This window comes from Asticcacaulis sp. P2_B1 (assembly GCF_056404915.1).
Genome location: NZ_JBFUDD010000001.1, coordinates 181,341 through 197,565, shown reverse-complemented (window position 1 = coordinate 197,565; position 16,225 = coordinate 181,341). Strand labels below are relative to the sequence as shown.

The following is a 16,225-nucleotide window of genomic DNA, read 5'->3' as shown; positions in this document are numbered from 1 at the left end:
CTTCAGAACGCTAAAGTGATTCGGCCCTTAGTGCGGGGCGGAACTTGTGGACGAAGACGCGGGCGCTGCCGGCGCGTTGGCGGTTTTCGACGCCGAAGACGACGACGATGGCGCCTTGCTGGCCGAAGCCGATGCCGGAGCCTTGCTGGCCGACGACGAGGACGTATTGAAGATGTTCGCCTTGGCGGTATCGATCTGCTTTTGCGTCAATGAAGATGAGGACGACGAGGACGGCAGCTTAAGCGGCGGCGGCATAGCGGTCAGGGGCGCATTCGATGCGCTGGCCTTGGGAGTGGCGGCCGGCGCAGCGCTTGAGCTGGCAGGCGCCAGCGACGGCGTGGTCGCCAGGGGCAGGTCGCTCAGCGAAGGCGCCGACGATGTCGAAGACGCCGCGGCAGCCGGGGCGGTCGGCAGGCTCGACTTGTCCAGCGTGATACCGCTGGTGTCGACCTTGTCGATAGCCGAGGTAGCGCGGGTTTCCATATTACCCGCGATGGTCAAACCGATAGAATTGGCGAAAAACAGAAAGGCCAGTATGCCGGTCATACGCGTCAGGAGATTGCCGGCGCCCCGTGCCGACATGAAGCCCGACGGTCCGCCCCCCATGCCGAGCGCGCCACCCTCGGAGCGCTGGATCAGGATTAACCCGCCCATGCTGACGCAGATGATGATTTGAATAGTCAGGAGAATGCCAAATATCATGTCGGGTATTTATCTTGCCAAGTCTTCAATGATGATTGCGTCGGGCATAGGCCCGGACACAGTTGTAGCGGCCCTTAGCATCGTCGCGCGCGATTGACCATAGGGTGCGGAACAGAAATATGGCGTGAGCTGAGGATTACAAGGGGCGCAAGGACGGAACCGGCCGCCCGAAAGTATTATCAGTCGGCCGCGGCAACGATCGGCATGAATTCCTCAACCGTCAGCGAAGCGCCGCCGACCAGAGCGCCGCTGACACCATCGAGCTTCAACAAATGCGCAGCGTTCGACGGCTTGACCGAACCTCCATAAAGCAGGTGAGGATGCGCCTCCTTGCCGAAACGCCTGTCGATATATTTGCGGATCAGGGCAAAGGCCTCGAGTATCTGCTCGTCGGATGCCACCAGCCCAGTGCCGATGGCCCAGACCGGTTCGTAGGAAACGTGGAACACCCTGCCCCGCAGATCTTCCGGCAGGCTGTCGTTCAATTGCTTGGACAACACCTGCACGGTTAAGCCGGCCTGGCGCTGATCCAGGGTCTCTCCGATACAGATGATCGGTTCCAACCCGGCCTTCAGGGCGGCGACGGCCTTGCGCGCCACCAGGGCGCAGGGTTCCAGGTGACCGTGGCGGCGTTCGCTGTGACCAAGTATGACCATATCGGCGCCGGCATCTTTCAGCATGGCGGCGGAAATGTCGCCCGTATAGGGGCCATGATCGGCGTGATGACAATCCTGACCGCCCAGGACGATACCGCTGCCCTCCAGGGCGCGCGCCAATATGGGAAGAAGTGTAGCGGGCGGGAACAGAGCGACCCGGGCCTTGTGAGCGCGGCTTAGGCTGGCGACGGTTTCAGCCATTGGAAGCGCTGAACTCAGTCCGTTCATCTTCCAATTGGCGGCGATAAGATGCCGTTTCGGCAAGTCTCTTTGAGGCATGGCGGTGTCTTGATCTTTTTCATGTGGCATTGGTTGCGCTGCCCCTTCCTTGTTGGAGGCGCATGCGGACTCTAACTGTGACAGTTTTTCAAAAACCTGTCTGCAACAGACGTACAGGAGCCAAGAAAAACTTGAAACATATAAATTCCCTTTGTAACAGCCTTGATCGTGCCGTAAAGACACGCCTTATATCTGTGAACACCGCGCGTTGCGCGGCGACGGTTCACGACTCTACAGGATGAAAAGAAGCCTATGATCAGCATGTTGCGCGAGTTTACCAAGTCGTGGATCTTCACGGCGCTCATGGGATTGCTGATCGCGTCCTTTGCCGTATTCGGCCTGCGCGATGTCTTCAATCCGGTCAATGACAGCAACGTCGTGACGGCAGGCAAACGCACAATCACGGCGTCGGATTTCAAGCAACGCTTCGACGCCTATAAGGAACGCCAGGCCCAACAGGGCCAAACCGTTACCAACGAAGATTTCGTCAAGGCCGGCCTCCACATCCAGATGCTGGAAGAACTGGGTAAACAGACTGCCTTCCTCGCCTGGCTGGACAAGATCGGCGTGAAGCCATCGGCCAAGTTAGTGGTCGACCAGATCGCCAAGAATCCTGCGTTTTTCGACCCTGTAACCGGCCATTTCGACCGCGACCTTTATCGCCGGCTACTGTCTGAGCATCAGTTGACCGAAGAGGCCTATTACGGCGAGTTTCATGACCAGTTGTCGAGCAGCCAGTTTCTCGATGCCGCCATGGCCGGTTTGAAGACACCGCGCATTTTCGCCGCCGCCGATGCCGCGGTCGGCATGCAAAAGCGCGACACCAGCATTTTCGTGATCTCGCCCGATAGCGTCGCCAAGCCGCCCGTTCCGACCGACGCCGACCTCCTGGCCTTTTATAAGGAGAACGAAGCCAAGATGCAGTTGCCGGAACTGCGCACCGCTTTAGTCGTCCAGTTCTCGCCGGCCGCCTATCTCAAGGCGATTCCGATCGATGAAGACGCCCTGCACAAGCTCTATCAGGCCCGTCTGTCGAGTCTGACGACCCCGGAAACCCGCACCTTCACTGAAATCACCGCCCCCAACATGAATGCGGCCAAGGCCATCTCAGACGGTCTGAAAGCCGGCAAGGACGCGCAGAGCCTGGCCAAGGCTAATAAGGGCGAAGTCATTCCCTTCACCCTGAAACCGCAATCCTCTGTGCCTGACGCCAAGATCGCGGCCGCCGCCTTCGCCATGAAGACGGATGAAATATCGGCGCCCATTCAAGGCAGCCTCGGCATCGCCGTCATTCAGATGGGCGAGATCAAGATTGGCTCTACTCCGTCCTATGAAAGCGTGCGCGACCAGTTGGCCGCCGAATATCAGAAGGAAAAGGCTGCCGACAAGGTCAACGAAGTCGTCAACGAATTCCAGAAGGCCCACGATGCCGGCGAAGACTTCGAGGCCACGGCCAAGAAGCTGGGTCTGGCCGTCGAGCCACTCCTGCCGATGACGGTCGATGGCAAGACCGGCGGTCAGGCGGACTATTCCCATTACGGCAACCTTGCCAAGGACGTTTTCGACCTGCAACCGGGCGGGACATCCGACGTCGAGGAATTGGGCGAAGGGCAATATTTCGCGCTCAAGTTGGTCAACGTCAAACCGGCCGGCGCGCCCCCCTTCAACGAGGTGAAGAACGAGTTGGCGCAATACTGGCAGATGGAAAAACTGAGTAGCGCCTTGCAGGCCGCTGCCGACGACGCCAAAGCCCGCCTGACCAAGGGCGAGAGTTTCGACGCTGTCGCAGCCAGCTATCATGCCAAGGTCCAGAAGATTGATGGCCTGGATCGTCAGGCGGCGCAGAAAAGCCAGTTGCCTCAGGGCTTGAGCGGCCGCATCTTCCTGGGTAAGGCGGGAGACGTCTTCACAACGCCTGTTGGGCAAGTGCAGATTGCTGTCGGCCACATCGACGCCGTCCATCAAGCCGACCCAAGCGCCGCCAATATCAGCACGACGATCTTACGCAACCAGATGTCCCAGGCGGTAGCCAGCGACATTGCCGAGCTGAGCCAATCCTCCGCCAAGCAGGCGATCAAGACGCAGACCTATCCTGCCATTGCCTCGCGCGCCCTGGGCATTACGCCGCCGGATCCCAAGGCCAAAGACTCCAAAGACGCCAAGAGTAAATCGTGACCACCATAGCCGCCCAGCTCACCCCCGATAGTGCAACCTCGACAGCTCAACCCAATATCGTCTGGCGCAAGCTGATCGACGATCTCGAAACGCCGGTTTCGGCATATCTGAAATTGTCGCGCGGGCGCCCTTATTCGTTCCTGTTCGAGTCCGTCGAAGGCGGTTCACTGTCCGGCCGTTATTCGATCCTGACCCTCAGCCCCGACATGGTGTGGAAATGTTCGGGCGACAAGGCGGAAATCGCCAAGGGCGCCGACATAGCGGCCGGCCGCTATGTCGAAGACACCCTGCCCACACTCGACTCGCTGCGCGCCTTGGTCGCGGCCAACCGTATGGACATACCCGAAGGTCTGCCGCCCATGGCATCCGGCCTGTTCGGCGTCTTCGGCTACGATATGATCCGCCTCATGGAGCCGCTCGGCGCCGCCAATCCGGATCCGCTCGATCTGCCCGATGCTGTGGTCGTTCGTCCGTCGGTCGTGTGCGTTTTCGACAATGTTGCCCACGAAATCCTTCTGGCCTCACCGGTTTGGCCCGACTGCGGGACGACCCACGACATGGCCGTGGCGCGCCTCGACGCCGTCGAGGCTGACCTGCGCGTGCCGCTCAGCGCCCAACCGGCACAAAGCGCCCACATTCAAGCACCGCTCATGTCACCAACATCGGCGCTGGATTACGGTACCATGGTGACACGCGCCAAGGACTATATCGCCGCGGGCGATATCTTCCAGGTCGTGCCCAGCCACCGTTTCGAGGCACCGTTCGAGCTCGATCCTTTTGCCTTTTATCGCAGCCTTCGCCGTCATAATCCGTCGCCCTATCTTTACTATCTCAACTTCGGCGACTTCCAATTGGCCGGCTCGTCGCCCGAGATCCTGGTGCGCGTACGCGACGGCAAGCTGACCATTCGGCCGATCGCCGGCACCCGGCCGCGCGGCAAAACCCCCGCCGAGGACAAGGCGCTCGAAGCCGAATTGCTGGCCGACCCGAAGGAACTGTCGGAACACCTGATGCTGCTCGATCTCGGCCGCAATGATGTCGGTCGAGTCGCCAAGCCGGCCTCGGTCCGCGTCACCGAAAAGTTCATTATCGAACGCTACAGCCACGTCATGCATATCGTCTCCAATGTCGAAGGCGACGCGCCGGAAAGCCTGGATGCGGTCGACGCTTTGCTGGCCGCCCTGCCCGCCGGCACGCTCAGCGGTGCCCCCAAGGTTCGCGCCATGGAGATTATCGACGAGTTGGAATCGGTAAAGCGCGGCGTCGTCTATGGTGGCGGTGTCGGCTATATATCGAGCGGCGGCAGCGTCGATGTCTGCATCGTTCTGCGCACGGCCCTCTTCAAGGATCGCATGATCTATGTCCAGGCCGGTGCCGGCATCGTCGCCGACAGCGTACCGCAAACGGAATACGAAGAGACCTGCCACAAGGCCGGCGCGCTCATCAAAGCCGCCCAGGACGCCTGGCGTTATGTCTATTACGAGAATTAGCGAGAATCTTCGGTACCGATGATCACGGCGTCGCGAATCTGACCTGAGTCGGATTCCGCGGCACTCATCGACGACCCCGAAAGCTCAAAACCTGGCGAGGCCTGTACGACTACGGGCTGGGTATTGGTCGTGGCCGGCTTGGCGGTGGGCATGTGCCCGATGATATAGATCAGAAGCGCCCCGGCTCCGGTCAAAAGAACCGCCGACAGGAATGGCACGAAGGCCGAAGTCGACTTTCGCACGGGCGGCTTCAGCAGGTTCAGGGCCTGGTCGAGCCGCTCGTCGCGCTCCTCATCGATCACTTGCGGCATGGTTTTCCGTCGAATCAAGGTGTAACCGCGCCACCATAGGCAGATTTGCGCAGTCGGGACAGTAAAACCGCTTGGAAAGACTGGACCTATTGCCTACATAGCAGGTGCGGAGGCGACCCCCATGATCCTGGTCATCGATAATTACGACAGCTTTACCTATAACCTCGTCCATTACCTGGCCGAGCTCGGCGCGGACACGCAGGTCTATCGCAACGACGCCCTGAGCGTGCAGGACGCCCTTGCCCTGGCACCCAAGGCCATCCTGCTGTCGCCGGGCCCCTGTGCGCCCGACCAGGCCGGCATCTGTTTGCCACTGTTGCGCGCCGCACCCGACGACATGCCGGTCCTCGGTGTTTGCCTGGGCCACCAGGCGATCGGCCAGGCCTATGGCGGCGACGTCATCCGCGCCAAGACCTTGATGCATGGCAAGACAAGCCTGATTCATCACAACAATACCGGCATATTCAAAGACTTGCCCAATCCTTTTACGGCGACGCGTTATCACTCGCTTGCCGTCAAAAAGGAGACCTTGCCCGACGATTTGGTGATCACCGCCTGGACGGAAGACGGCGAGATCATGGGCGTTCAGCACAAGACGCGGCCCATCCATGGCGTGCAGTTCCACCCCGAATCGATCGCTACCGAAGGCGGCCACCAATTGTTGGCCAACTTTCTCGAACTGGCCGGAATCGAAAGCCAGAATATCTATGTCTGACGCTTTCAAGCCCTTGTTGGCAAAACTCGCCGACGGCACGACGCTCGATGAGGCCGACGCAGAGATGTTCTTCGCCGCCTGTTTGCGTGGCGAACCGACACCGGCCCAGGTCGCTGCCGCCGTCACCGCCATCCGTATCCGCGGCGAAACCGTCGGTGAAATCGCCGCCTGCGCCCGCGCCATGCGCTCGGCCGCCATCCGGCTCGATCATCCTTACGATGTCATCGATGTTTGCGGCACCGGTGGCGACGGCCTGCATACGCTCAATATCTCGACGGCCGTCGGTTTCGTAGCGGCCGGCGGTGGCCTGAAGGTCGCCAAGCACGGCAACCGCGCCATTACGTCGAAGTCCGGTACGGCTGACGTCCTCGCCGAACTCGGTGTTAATCTCGAAGCGACCCTGGAGCAACAACGCCGGGCCCTCGATGAGGCCGGGATCTGCTTTATGTTCGCCCAGGCCCATCATGGCGCCATGCGGCACGTCTCGCCGATTCGCCAACAGCTGGGCTTCCGCACCATCTTCAACCTGCTGGGCCCCCTGTCCAATCCCGCCGGCGCCAAACGTCAGGTCGTCGGCGTGCCGTCGGTGCGCTTTGTCGACCCCATTGCCCAGGCCCTGGGCCAACTGGGCGCCACACGCGCCTGGGCCGTGCACGGCTCGGGACTGGATGAATTGACTACGACGGGGGAAACCGAGGTTGCCGAATGGCGCGACGGTTATGTCCGCTTGTTCAAAATTACCCCCGAGGCCGTCGGCTTGCCGCGCGCCGCACTGGCCGACATTACCGGTGGAGCCCCTGACTATAACGCCAAGGCCTTGATGGCCTTGCTGAACGGCGAAAAGGGCGCTTATCGTGACATCGTCATGCTGAACGCCGCGGCGGCCTTCCTGGTCGCTGAAAAGGTCGAAACCCTGCGCGAAGGTATCCATCTGGCGGGCGAGGTTATCGATTCAGGTAAGGCGAAGGCGGCTTTGGATACCCTGATTGAAACCACGAAAAGCACCGCCTGAATGACCGATATTCTTGAGAAAATTGCCGCCTATAAGCGGGAAGATGTCGCCCAGCGCCGCACCGCTGTCACCCAAGGCGATCTTGAAGCGCAGATTCGTGCCATCGGCGCGCCCAGGGAGTTTGCCGACGCACTTGTAGCCAACAAGAAACCGGGCGGCTTATCGTTGATCGCTGAAATCAAGAAGGCCAGTCCGTCCAAAGGCCTGATTCGCGAAGACTTCGATCCACCGCACCTCGCGCTTGAATATCAGGCAGGTGGTGCGTCATGCCTTTCGATTCTGACCGATAATCCAAGCTTTATGGGCCACGAATCGCATTTCACCGCCGCACGGTCATCGGTTGCCCTGCCCTGTATACGCAAGGAATTCCTGGTCGATGTCTGGCAGGTAGCCGAATCACGCGCCATCGGCGCCGACGCGATTCTGGTGATCATGGCGATGATTGACGATACCCTGGCCAACGAGTTGATCGATGCTGCCCATCACTACGGGATGGATGCCCTCGTTGAGGTGCACAATGCCGAAGAGATGGAACGCGCCCTTCGCCTGACATCCAAACTGATCGGCATAAATAACCGAAATCTCAGGGATTTTCACGTCGATTTGAAAGTTACCGAAGACCTGTCCGGCATGGTGTCATCGGACCACGTATTGGTGGCCGAAAGTGGCATCTTCACCCCGCTTGACGTGGCGCGGCTGGCCAAAACCGGCGCTACAGCCATGCTGGTCGGGGAAAGCCTTATGCGCCAAGGCGACGTCACGGATGCGACAAAAAAACTTCTGACGTTAGCTTGACATTAACGGGAACACATATAGAACATCGAGCCTAGGTTCATGACTTGTTCCGCAAGTGGGCGGTGCAAGCGGTGCGATATAGGTGCTCCCATGTTGACGACCAAACAACGCGAACTTTTGATGTTCATTCATGAACGCATCAAAGAAGGCGGCGTCTCGCCCTCTTTCGATGAAATGAAGGAAGCGTTAGACTTGGCGTCCAAATCCGGCATTCACCGGCTGATTACGGCCCTTGAAGAGCGCGGCTTTATCCGCCGCCTCGCTCACCGCGCCCGCGCTCTTGAGGTCATTAAATTGCCCGACCAAGCCACCACCTCGGCGCCGCCGAAGGGCCGTCAGGCCTTCGTGCCCCAGGTCGTCGAAGGCGCCCGCCCTGTCGAGACGCCCAAAGCTGCTAACGAAGATACCCGTGAATTGCCGTTGTTGGGCAAAATCGCGGCTGGCGTGCCGATCGAGGCCATGGGGCAGGAACGTGACCGTATGCGCATCCCGGAGTCGATGCTGGGTGCCGGCGAGCACTATATCCTCGAAATCGAAGGCGATTCGATGATCAATGCTGGCATTCTCAATGGCGACTATGTCGTCATCAAGAAGACGGATACGGCCCAGTCGGGCGAAATCGTGGTCGCCCTGGTCGACGGAGATACAGCGACCCTGAAGCGTCTGCGCAAGAAGGGAGCATCGATTGCCCTAGAAGCCGCCAATCCGGCCTACAAGACGCGCATCTACAATACCGACGAGGTCAGTGTTCAAGGCCGGTTGGTGGGGCTCGTCCGCCGTTACCACTAATAGCCAGCATCGCTGCCTTCTTCTTCCGACCGTGTTGACCAATAGCGTTTACCGCGTAACGGCTGGGACGCGCGGATAAGCCAGGTCTTGTCTCTCCGCGTCAATTCCAGCGCGCCCATGCGGTCGAAGTCACCTGAACTGATATGATTGACGCCCTGACAGACGGCTGGCCAGTCGCCGACCGGATTACGCATGACCACCAGGTCGCTGGATTGACAGAGTTGCAAAAGACGTTTGTCGTTCGGCGGTTTATTGCTGAACCAGAAGCCGACCCGGTATTTGGCCGTCGCCAAAGGCGCACAGCCATAGCCTTGGCAAACATAGCCCTCAGCATCGACGGGCGACAGGCCGTAATGATGCGTCCATTGCTCGAAACCATACTGTCGCACCTTCGGGCGCAGAACATAGGCGGTTGCACCGGTACGGACGGCCGCATTGCCGCCTTCGGAATCGATCCAGATATCCGGTGGCGCGACGCGCGGCCACCACATAATGCTGCTCGCGAGAAATAGCCCAAGCCAACGCCCCTTGCCGCGAACGAGGCAAATCCATATGAGCCCCAGAAAGGACAGCGGCAGGACATAGGCTGGCGCCGACGGCCAATTGATAACGGCATGAGGTAGGTGGGCAGTCAGATCTGCAATACGATCGATAAGCCACAAGCCGCCACCGGCAATACGCAGACACAGCCAGCCCAGGGGCGTCGCCGACAACACGGTACCCAGGGCGAGGAACGGCATGACGATAAAACTGGTGATTGGCGCCTCGAATAGATTGGACGCCAGACCGTAGACCGAGAAGCGATTGAAATAGGCGATAGCGAACGGCGTGGTGGCCAGGGTGGCAACAACGGATGCCACCAGCGACAACCACAGGCCATGCAGGCCTTTTTGGATGAAGCGCACCCAAGCTGGAACACTGAGTTCGCTGATGGCCGGCGTCATGGTCTCAGCCAGAGCCAAAAGTGCTGCGGTGGCGCTGAATGACATCTGGAACCCCGGTTGGACAACGGCCTCGGGCGTCAGGATAAGGACGACGATAGCGGCGATCGCCAAAGCGCGCAGACTCAAGGCTCGCCGATCGACCAGGATGGCGCCGAAGGCGACGCAGGCCACGACGGCCGAACGTACCGCGGGTGCCGGACTGCCCGAAATAGCGAGATAGAGCAGGATGCAAACAATACTCAGGGCCGCTGCGAGCTTCTTGACCGGCAGGCGCAGGGCCAAGGGCGGGATCAAGGCCATGAGGAAGCGCAGACCGAAAAATATGAAACCGCCGACGACCGCCATATGAACTCCGGAAATCGACAGGATGTGCGCTAACCCGGAGTCGCGCATATTCTGCGTCAGGCTTTGCGGAATAAAGGCCTGCTGTCCCGTCACCAGAGCCGCGGCGAAACCGCCCATGGCGCGACCATTGCTGAATTCCGGCGTAATATCGGCAACGATCTTATGTGTTATCGACCAACGCAAACGGTTGAGCTTCAACAGGAAGTCGAGTTGCCAGCCACGTTTGGGCGCCGGGATGACCTGCGGCGTTCCGGGCACCAAGCCGACGCCACCAATGCCTTGGAAATAGGCTCCACGAGCGAAATCGTAACCGCCCGGCATATTGGGCGGCGGCGGTGGGTTGAGAATGGCAAACATCGATATAGCGTCCCCAGGCTTGATACCGGCGGCTTCGATAATGCCAGGTCGCAGACTGACGCGTATCCGCAACGGCACATCCTTCAGATCAACGCCGCGCATGGCAATCGGCGCCAGCAACAGGCGCGGCGCGTCTTCACTGGCTGAGACATTGTCGATGACGAAGGCCTGGAGGCTATAATTGGTCTGGCTTGGATCGAGAACCGGTGCCCGAACATGTTCGGCGCGCAGCTTGCAAACGGTCATACCAAGACTGAAGAATAACAAAAGAAGAGCAAAACCATAAAGATAGCTATTCCAGTTCATACGTCGGATCAACCACACAACGACAAACATCAAGATGGTCGGCAGAACAACCCACCACCAGGACGGCTCGAACAGTAAGGCAAGATAAAGCGCCGCGCCGGCCCCGAAGGCGACCGGCAGCCACAGGAACAGACGGCCCGCCTGCATATCGATAGCTTTATGCGTCCATAGCTTGAACCTGTCAGGCGTGACGGAAATCGCGAATTTCAAGGCGGCGGGTCTCAAAACAGGTTGGGTTCGCGGCAAAGATGGCTATAAGAACGCTCACATTTTTGGCTTTCAAAGACCACTGACCATGACCCAATCGAATCCGCAAGCCCCGGGCGCCGTCGTTACCCGTTTCGCCCCCTCACCCACCGGCTATCTGCATATCGGCGGCGCGCGGACGGCGCTCTTCAACTGGCTATACGCGCGCCATAACGGCGGCAAGTTTCTGATCCGCATCGAGGATACGGATCGCGAGCGTTCGACCCAGCCGGCCGTCGACGCCATTTTCGAGGGACTCGACTGGCTAGGCTTGAAGGCCGACGACACAATCGTCTTCCAACATACGCGCGAAGACCGCCACAAGGCCGCCGTTGCCGAACTGGTCGCCAAGGGCCACGCCTATGCCTGTTTCATGACGCCGGAAGAGACCGAAATGGCGCGCGAAGAGGCCCGCGCGGCCGGCCATGCTTTGCGCTCGCATTGGCGCGACCGTACGCCAACGGCGGATGAAATGAGCCAACCCCATGTCATCCGCTTCAAGGGACCTCTGGACGAGCCCCTGGTGGTCCATGATGCGGTCCAGGGTGACGTCCGCTTCAATACCAAGGATATGGACGATCTGGTTCTGCTGCGCTCCGACGGCACCCCGACCTATAATCTGGCCGTGGTCGTCGACGACCACGACATGGGCATCACGCACATCATCCGCGGTGACGACCACCTCAACAATGCCGCGCGCCAGAGCCTGATCTATATGGCGCTCGACTGGGCCGTGCCGGTGTTCGCCCACATCCCGCTCATTCATGGTCCGGATGGTGCCAAGCTCAGCAAGCGCCACGGCGCCCAGGCGGTCGGAGACTATCAAAGCCTGGGCTATTTGCCCGAGGCCATGCGCAACTATCTGGCACGTCTGGGCTGGTCGCATGGTGATGACGAAATCTTCGACGACGCCCAGGCCATCGCCTGGTTCGATATAGCCGATATCAACCGGGCGCCGGCGCGGTTGGATTTCGCCAAACTGGGATCGGTCAATGCGCACTGGATCCGGCTGTCCGATCCGGAACGCCTGGTCGACCTGGTCATGAAAGAACTGACCGCCGAAGGTTTTTCCGACGATCACAAGGCAAAAACCCGTGAAATTTTGCGCCGCACCTTGCCGCTGATCAAGGAACGGGCGCAAACGATTCCACAACTGGCCGAGCTGTCGCAGTTCGCTTTGGCGAAACCACCATTTCACATAGACGATAAAACGAAAAATATGCTGACTGAGGAGACGATGTCACGCCTAGCCCGTCTTCACGAAAATGTGTTGACGTGGACGGCATGGGATCATGAGTCAATTGACGGACAATTGAAGCAATTCATTGAAAATGAAGGGATTGGTTTCGGCAAGATCGGACCTGTGCTACGCGGCATTCTGTCCGCCGGTCATCCTGCACCCGACATTTCGAAGGTTTTTGCAGCACTCGGCAAGACCGAGGCCGATAATCGTCTCAAGGGGGGTCTTTTCATTTAGTGTTACAGTTTATATAGCAGGCGCGACGCTATTTTGGTTGCGCCGCACACAATCTATCTGAGGGTAACGCGTACTATGACCCAAGCCTCTTCCGCCAAGCTCACCGTTGCCGACAAGGCCGTTGATTTACCCGTGCTCAAGGGCACGCTCGGCCCCGACGTTCTGGACATCCGCAAGCTTTATGCCGAGACGGACAACTTCACCTATGATCCGGGCTTCACCTCGACGGCATCGTGCGAAAGCAAGATCACCTTTATCGACGGCGACGCCGGCGTGCTGCTGCACCGCGGTTATCCGATCGGTCAGTTGGCTGAAAAGTCGACCTTCCTCGAAACCTGCTATCTGCTGCTGCACGGCGAACTCCCGACAGCCGCCGAATTCGAACCGTTTGAGACTTCGATCACACGCCACACCATGTTGCATGAGCAGTTCGACCGCTTCTTCTCCGGCTTCCGCCGTGATGCGCACCCGATGGCCATCCTGACGGGCGCTGTCGGCGCCCTCTCCGCCTTCTATCACGACAGTCTGGACATCCACGATCTGAAGCAACGCGAGATTTCGGCGCACCGTCTGATCGCCAAGATGCCGACGATTGCCGCCCGCGCTTTCAAGTACAGCATGGGCCAGCCGTTCGTTCATCCGCTCAACAAGCTCAGCTATTCGGAAAACTTCCTGCGCATGTGCTTCGCCGTGCCGGCCGAAGAGTATGTGGTCAATCCGATTCTGTCGAAGGCGATGGATCGCATCTTCATCCTGCACGCCGATCACGAGCAGAATGCGTCGACCTCGACCGTGCGTCTGGCTGGGTCGTCGGGCGCCAATCCGTTTGCCTGTATCGCGGCCGGCATCGCTTGTCTCTGGGGCCCCAGCCACGGCGGCGCCAACGAGGAAGCGCTCAACATGCTGAAGGAAATCGGCACGCCGGAGCGCATTCCGGAATTCATCGCCGGCGTGAAGGACCGTAAGTACAAGCTGATGGGCTTCGGTCACCGCGTGTATAAGAACTACGACCCACGTGCCACGGTTATGAAGCAGTCGGCGGATGAGGTTCTGGAAGCTGTCGGCGATAAGAACGATCCATTGTTCCAGGTTGCCAAGGAACTGGAGCGCATCGCACTGAACGACGAGTATTTCATCTCGCGCAAGCTGTTCCCCAATGTCGACTTCTATTCTGGTATTACTTTGTCGGCCATGGGCTTCCCGACGACCATGTTCACCGTGCTGTTCGCCTTGGCGCGCACGGTCGGTTGGATCGCGCAATGGAAGGAAATGATCGAGGATCCGGGCCAGAAGATCGGCCGTCCGCGTCAGCTGTACACCGGTTCGGTGCAACGGGACTATGTGCCGGTGTCGGCACGCGGTTGATCAAACAGTAATGGGGTTTGGGGCCTGTGGCCCCAAGACTTTACTTCCTCCAATAAATATGCCCTGGCCTTTGGCCGGGGCTTATTTATTGGAAAAGGTAGGGTTTTGTGGGGTCGCGGACCCTACGCCCCATTACAATTTGAGGAAACTCACGACCGCCTTAGCTGCCAATTCCGCGGGCGGCCTCTGCCCTCGCCCCATGATATCCAGCGCGGAAAACTGATCGGCTATCTGCCTGTCGCGTAAAGCTTTATCGTCCAACCGCTCATCCAAAGCCTTAACCAATTTATCCGCCGTACAATCGTCCTGAATGAACTCCGGCGCGATCATCTTGCCGGCCGCGATGTTGAACAAGGTCACATGCTTGATGGTCGCGATGGTCTTGAAAATCCAATAGGTCAACGGCTCGACCTTATAGGCGATGACCATCGGACAACCGGCCAGGGCCAGTTCCGTCGACACCGTCCCTGAACAGGCCAGCGCCAAATCGGCCGTCTTCATGGCGCTATACTTATCATCCTCGCTTTCGATCAAGACATAGCGCAACGCCAAGTCCCGTGTGGCTTCAACGACGAGCTCCCGCACAGTCTCGGCCACAGGCACAACCATTGTCAGCTGCGGCCGCGCTTGGCCCAGACGCTCCATGACTTCGCGAAATACCGGCATCAGGCGGCGGATTTCCGATGGCCGGGATCCCGGCAACACCATCAATAACGGATCCGCCGGCCCCAGTCCCAGGCTCTTACGATAACCTGCGAGGTCGGCACGCCCAAAATCGACATTCAGCGCCGGATTGCCAACCACGACAGTTTTCAACCCCTCTCGCTCGAARTAGGGCGCGTCCATGGGATGCAAGGCCAGCAACAGGTCAACCGACCTTGCCAAGGTCCTGGCGCGGCCGGGACGCGTCGCCCACACCTGCGGACCAACATATTTGATTAGCGGCACATCCGGCATGATTTTGCGAATGGCGTGGGCAACACGCAGTGTAAAGCCCCATGAATCTATCAATACGACCGCATCGGGCTTCTCAGTCTGTGCCAGGGCGGCGGCTTGCTTGACCCGCCGGCGAACGCGCGGCAGAGCCTTCAACCCTTCCAGCATGCCCAGGATCGATAGCTCGGAAATATCGAACGGACTGGCGACGCCGGCCTCGTGCATGCGCGCACCGCCAATGCCGACGAAGGTCAGGTCCAGATCGGGACGTTGCGCGTGCAGGGCATGGATCAGGCCCGCGCCCAGCATATCGCCGGACGCTTCGGCGGCCACCAACATGATTTTAGTTTTGGACATCGTGACCGTAGATGAAGAGACCGAGCTCGTTAGCGCGTTGATAGACGGCCGCCTTGTCGATAATCAACAGGGCGTGGGCGCGCGCGACAATGCCACACAGGCCCGCCGCCGCGGCATCCTCGACCGTGCTGACGCCGATGGTCGGCATGTCAAGGCGCAAGTCCTGGATAGGCTTGGCCAGCTTGGCGAGGACACCCTTGCGATTAGAATGCGAGCCTCGCAGGGTCGGCGACAGAGTCGCTACGCGATGCAGGATAGCCTGGGTGCCTTCCTGGGCTTCGACAGCCAAGGTGGTGCGGCCGGCAACCACGACTGCCTGGCCTATATCGAGTGCGCCGATGGCGGCGGCGACGCGGAGGGCATCGTGAGCGTCTTCCATAGCCTCCGGTGATGGATCGGGCCCGGCTTGCAGACCTGAACCGATCAGGAGTTCGGGATTGGCTTCGTGGGCGCCTTCGATGTGGTAGCCCTGGCTGGCGATAACCTTGGCGACCTGACGCAGCAGTGAGTCGTCACCGCCCCGTCCGGCCGACTGAATGCCCGGGAGGACCTTTGCACCGCCGTGGTCCTTATCCATGGTATCAAAATCCGGGCGTTTGACATAGCCACACATGCAGACGGATTGACATTGTTCTGAGGCGAGGATTTCAAACAGCTTGGCAAAGTCGCCCAGGCCCAGGGTATGGCCATAATGTATGTCGAGTTCGGGCTCAGATAGCCCGGCGATACGAATGACGACATAGGGGCGTTCGGTGCGCGCGAGATAGTCGGCGACTTCGATGGGAAGGGCGCCGGCGCCGGAGATCAGGGCGAGTTTGTTGTTGTTCGACATTTCGCTATCTAATTATGGGGTTTGGGGCCTGTGGCCCCATGCCTTATTTTCTTTTCTGTTTTCGCCCAAATGGGCGGAGACAGAAAAGAAAGCAGAAGATGCGGGGCCACAGGCCCCACACCCCGTTACTCGACAG

At 59.4% G+C, this 16,225-nt stretch carries 14 protein-coding genes; 8 read left to right on the top strand and 6 right to left on the bottom strand.

Annotation, left to right across the window (positions count from 1 at the left end):
- Positions 1 to 27: 27 nt before the first annotated feature.
- Together secG and tpiA are read right to left on the bottom strand one after the other, a co-directional pair.
- Positions 28 to 702 (bottom strand): preprotein translocase subunit SecG, encoded by a 675-nt coding sequence (secG, locus tag AC1DX3_RS00905; RefSeq protein WP_476987348.1) that lies wholly within the window; start codon positions 700 to 702, stop codon positions 28 to 30.
- 179 nt (positions 703 to 881) lie between these two features.
- Positions 882 to 1,637 (bottom strand): triose-phosphate isomerase, encoded by a 756-nt coding sequence (gene tpiA, locus AC1DX3_RS00900; protein ID WP_476987347.1) that lies wholly within the window; start codon positions 1,635 to 1,637, stop codon positions 882 to 884.
- 252 nt (positions 1,638 to 1,889) lie between these two features.
- Between tpiA and AC1DX3_RS00895 the strand changes: the two genes are divergently transcribed.
- Positions 1,890 to 3,812: a peptidylprolyl isomerase gene (locus AC1DX3_RS00895; protein WP_476987346.1), complete on the top strand. Its 1,923-nt coding sequence runs from the start codon at positions 1,890 to 1,892 to the stop codon at positions 3,810 to 3,812.
- Positions 3,809 to 5,302 (top strand): anthranilate synthase component I, encoded by a 1,494-nt coding sequence (gene trpE, locus AC1DX3_RS00890; RefSeq protein WP_476987345.1) that lies wholly within the window; start codon positions 3,809 to 3,811, stop codon positions 5,300 to 5,302. Before AC1DX3_RS00895 ends, trpE begins: the two co-directional genes overlap by 4 nt.
- Here the strand turns inward: trpE and AC1DX3_RS00885 are convergent.
- Positions 5,299 to 5,613: a hypothetical protein gene (locus AC1DX3_RS00885; RefSeq protein WP_476987344.1), complete on the bottom strand. Its 315-nt coding sequence runs from the start codon at positions 5,611 to 5,613 to the stop codon at positions 5,299 to 5,301. The genes trpE and AC1DX3_RS00885 overlap by 4 nt on opposite strands.
- 121 nt (positions 5,614 to 5,734) lie before the next feature.
- Here AC1DX3_RS00885 and AC1DX3_RS00880 point away from each other — a divergent pair, with 121 nt between their 5' ends.
- The 4 genes from AC1DX3_RS00880 (at position 5,735) to lexA (ending at position 8,924) form a co-directional block, all read left to right on the top strand.
- On the top strand, positions 5,735 to 6,328 hold the full coding sequence (locus tag AC1DX3_RS00880; RefSeq protein ID WP_476987343.1) for an anthranilate synthase component II: 594 nt from the start codon (positions 5,735 to 5,737) through the stop codon (positions 6,326 to 6,328).
- Positions 6,321 to 7,340: an anthranilate phosphoribosyltransferase gene (gene trpD / locus AC1DX3_RS00875; RefSeq protein ID WP_476987342.1), complete on the top strand. Its 1,020-nt coding sequence runs from the start codon at positions 6,321 to 6,323 to the stop codon at positions 7,338 to 7,340. Before AC1DX3_RS00880 ends, trpD begins: the two co-directional genes overlap by 8 nt.
- A complete protein-coding gene (trpC, locus tag AC1DX3_RS00870) occupies positions 7,341 to 8,135 on the top strand; it encodes an indole-3-glycerol phosphate synthase TrpC (protein ID WP_476987341.1) in 795 nt (264 codons plus the stop codon).
- 90 nt (positions 8,136 to 8,225) lie between these two features.
- A complete protein-coding gene (gene lexA / locus AC1DX3_RS00865) occupies positions 8,226 to 8,924 on the top strand; it encodes a transcriptional repressor LexA (RefSeq protein ID WP_476987340.1) in 699 nt (232 codons plus the stop codon).
- Here the strand turns inward: lexA and AC1DX3_RS00860 are convergent.
- A complete protein-coding gene (locus AC1DX3_RS00860) occupies positions 8,921 to 11,086 on the bottom strand; it encodes a ComEC/Rec2 family competence protein (protein WP_476987339.1) in 2,166 nt (721 codons plus the stop codon). The genes lexA and AC1DX3_RS00860 overlap by 4 nt on opposite strands.
- An 85-nt stretch (positions 11,087 to 11,171) precedes the next feature.
- On the opposite strand from AC1DX3_RS00860, the gene gltX reads away from it, so the two are divergent.
- Together gltX and gltA are read left to right on the top strand one after the other, a co-directional pair.
- Positions 11,172 to 12,599, top strand: a complete 1,428-nt coding sequence (gltX, locus tag AC1DX3_RS00855; RefSeq protein WP_476987338.1) for a glutamate--tRNA ligase — start codon at positions 11,172 to 11,174, stop codon at positions 12,597 to 12,599.
- Positions 12,600 to 12,674: 75 nt separating this feature from the next.
- Positions 12,675 to 13,964, top strand: coding sequence for a citrate synthase (gene gltA / locus AC1DX3_RS00850; RefSeq protein WP_476987337.1), 1,290 nt, complete (start codon positions 12,675 to 12,677; stop codon positions 13,962 to 13,964).
- A 132-nt stretch (positions 13,965 to 14,096) separates the two neighbouring features.
- Here gltA and lpxB read toward each other — a convergent pair whose 3' ends face one another.
- On the bottom strand, positions 14,097 to 15,257 hold the full coding sequence (lpxB, locus tag AC1DX3_RS00845) for a lipid-A-disaccharide synthase (protein WP_476987336.1): 1,161 nt from the start codon (positions 15,255 to 15,257) through the stop codon (positions 14,097 to 14,099).
- Positions 15,244 to 16,089 (bottom strand): LpxI family protein, encoded by an 846-nt coding sequence (locus tag AC1DX3_RS00840; protein ID WP_476987335.1) that lies wholly within the window; start codon positions 16,087 to 16,089, stop codon positions 15,244 to 15,246. The genes lpxB and AC1DX3_RS00840 overlap by 14 nt, the downstream gene beginning before the upstream one ends.
- Positions 16,090 to 16,225: the final 136 nt, after the last annotated feature.

Excerpts from the sequence above, each read along its gene's own strand:
- lexA (WP_476987340.1), top strand. The coding sequence starts at position 8,226 with ATGTTGACGACCAAACAACGCGAACTTTTGATGTTCATTCATGAACGC.
- AC1DX3_RS00885 (WP_476987344.1), bottom strand. The coding sequence starts at position 5,613 with ATGCCGCAAGTGATCGATGAGGAGCGCGACGAGCGGCTCGACCAGGCC.
- gltA (WP_476987337.1), top strand. The coding sequence starts at position 12,675 with ATGACCCAAGCCTCTTCCGCCAAGCTCACCGTTGCCGACAAGGCCGTT.
- secG (WP_476987348.1), bottom strand. The coding sequence starts at position 702 with ATGATATTTGGCATTCTCCTGACTATTCAAATCATCATCTGCGTCAGC.
- trpC (WP_476987341.1), top strand. The coding sequence starts at position 7,341 with ATGACCGATATTCTTGAGAAAATTGCCGCCTATAAGCGGGAAGATGTC.
- AC1DX3_RS00880 (WP_476987343.1), top strand. The coding sequence starts at position 5,735 with ATGATCCTGGTCATCGATAATTACGACAGCTTTACCTATAACCTCGTC.
- AC1DX3_RS00895 (WP_476987346.1), top strand. The coding sequence starts at position 1,890 with ATGATCAGCATGTTGCGCGAGTTTACCAAGTCGTGGATCTTCACGGCG.
- tpiA (WP_476987347.1), bottom strand. The coding sequence starts at position 1,637 with ATGCCTCAAAGAGACTTGCCGAAACGGCATCTTATCGCCGCCAATTGG.
- trpD (WP_476987342.1), top strand. The coding sequence starts at position 6,321 with ATGTCTGACGCTTTCAAGCCCTTGTTGGCAAAACTCGCCGACGGCACG.
- AC1DX3_RS00840 (WP_476987335.1), bottom strand. The coding sequence starts at position 16,089 with ATGTCGAACAACAACAAACTCGCCCTGATCTCCGGCGCCGGCGCCCTT.
- gltX (WP_476987338.1), top strand. The coding sequence starts at position 11,172 with ATGACCCAATCGAATCCGCAAGCCCCGGGCGCCGTCGTTACCCGTTTC.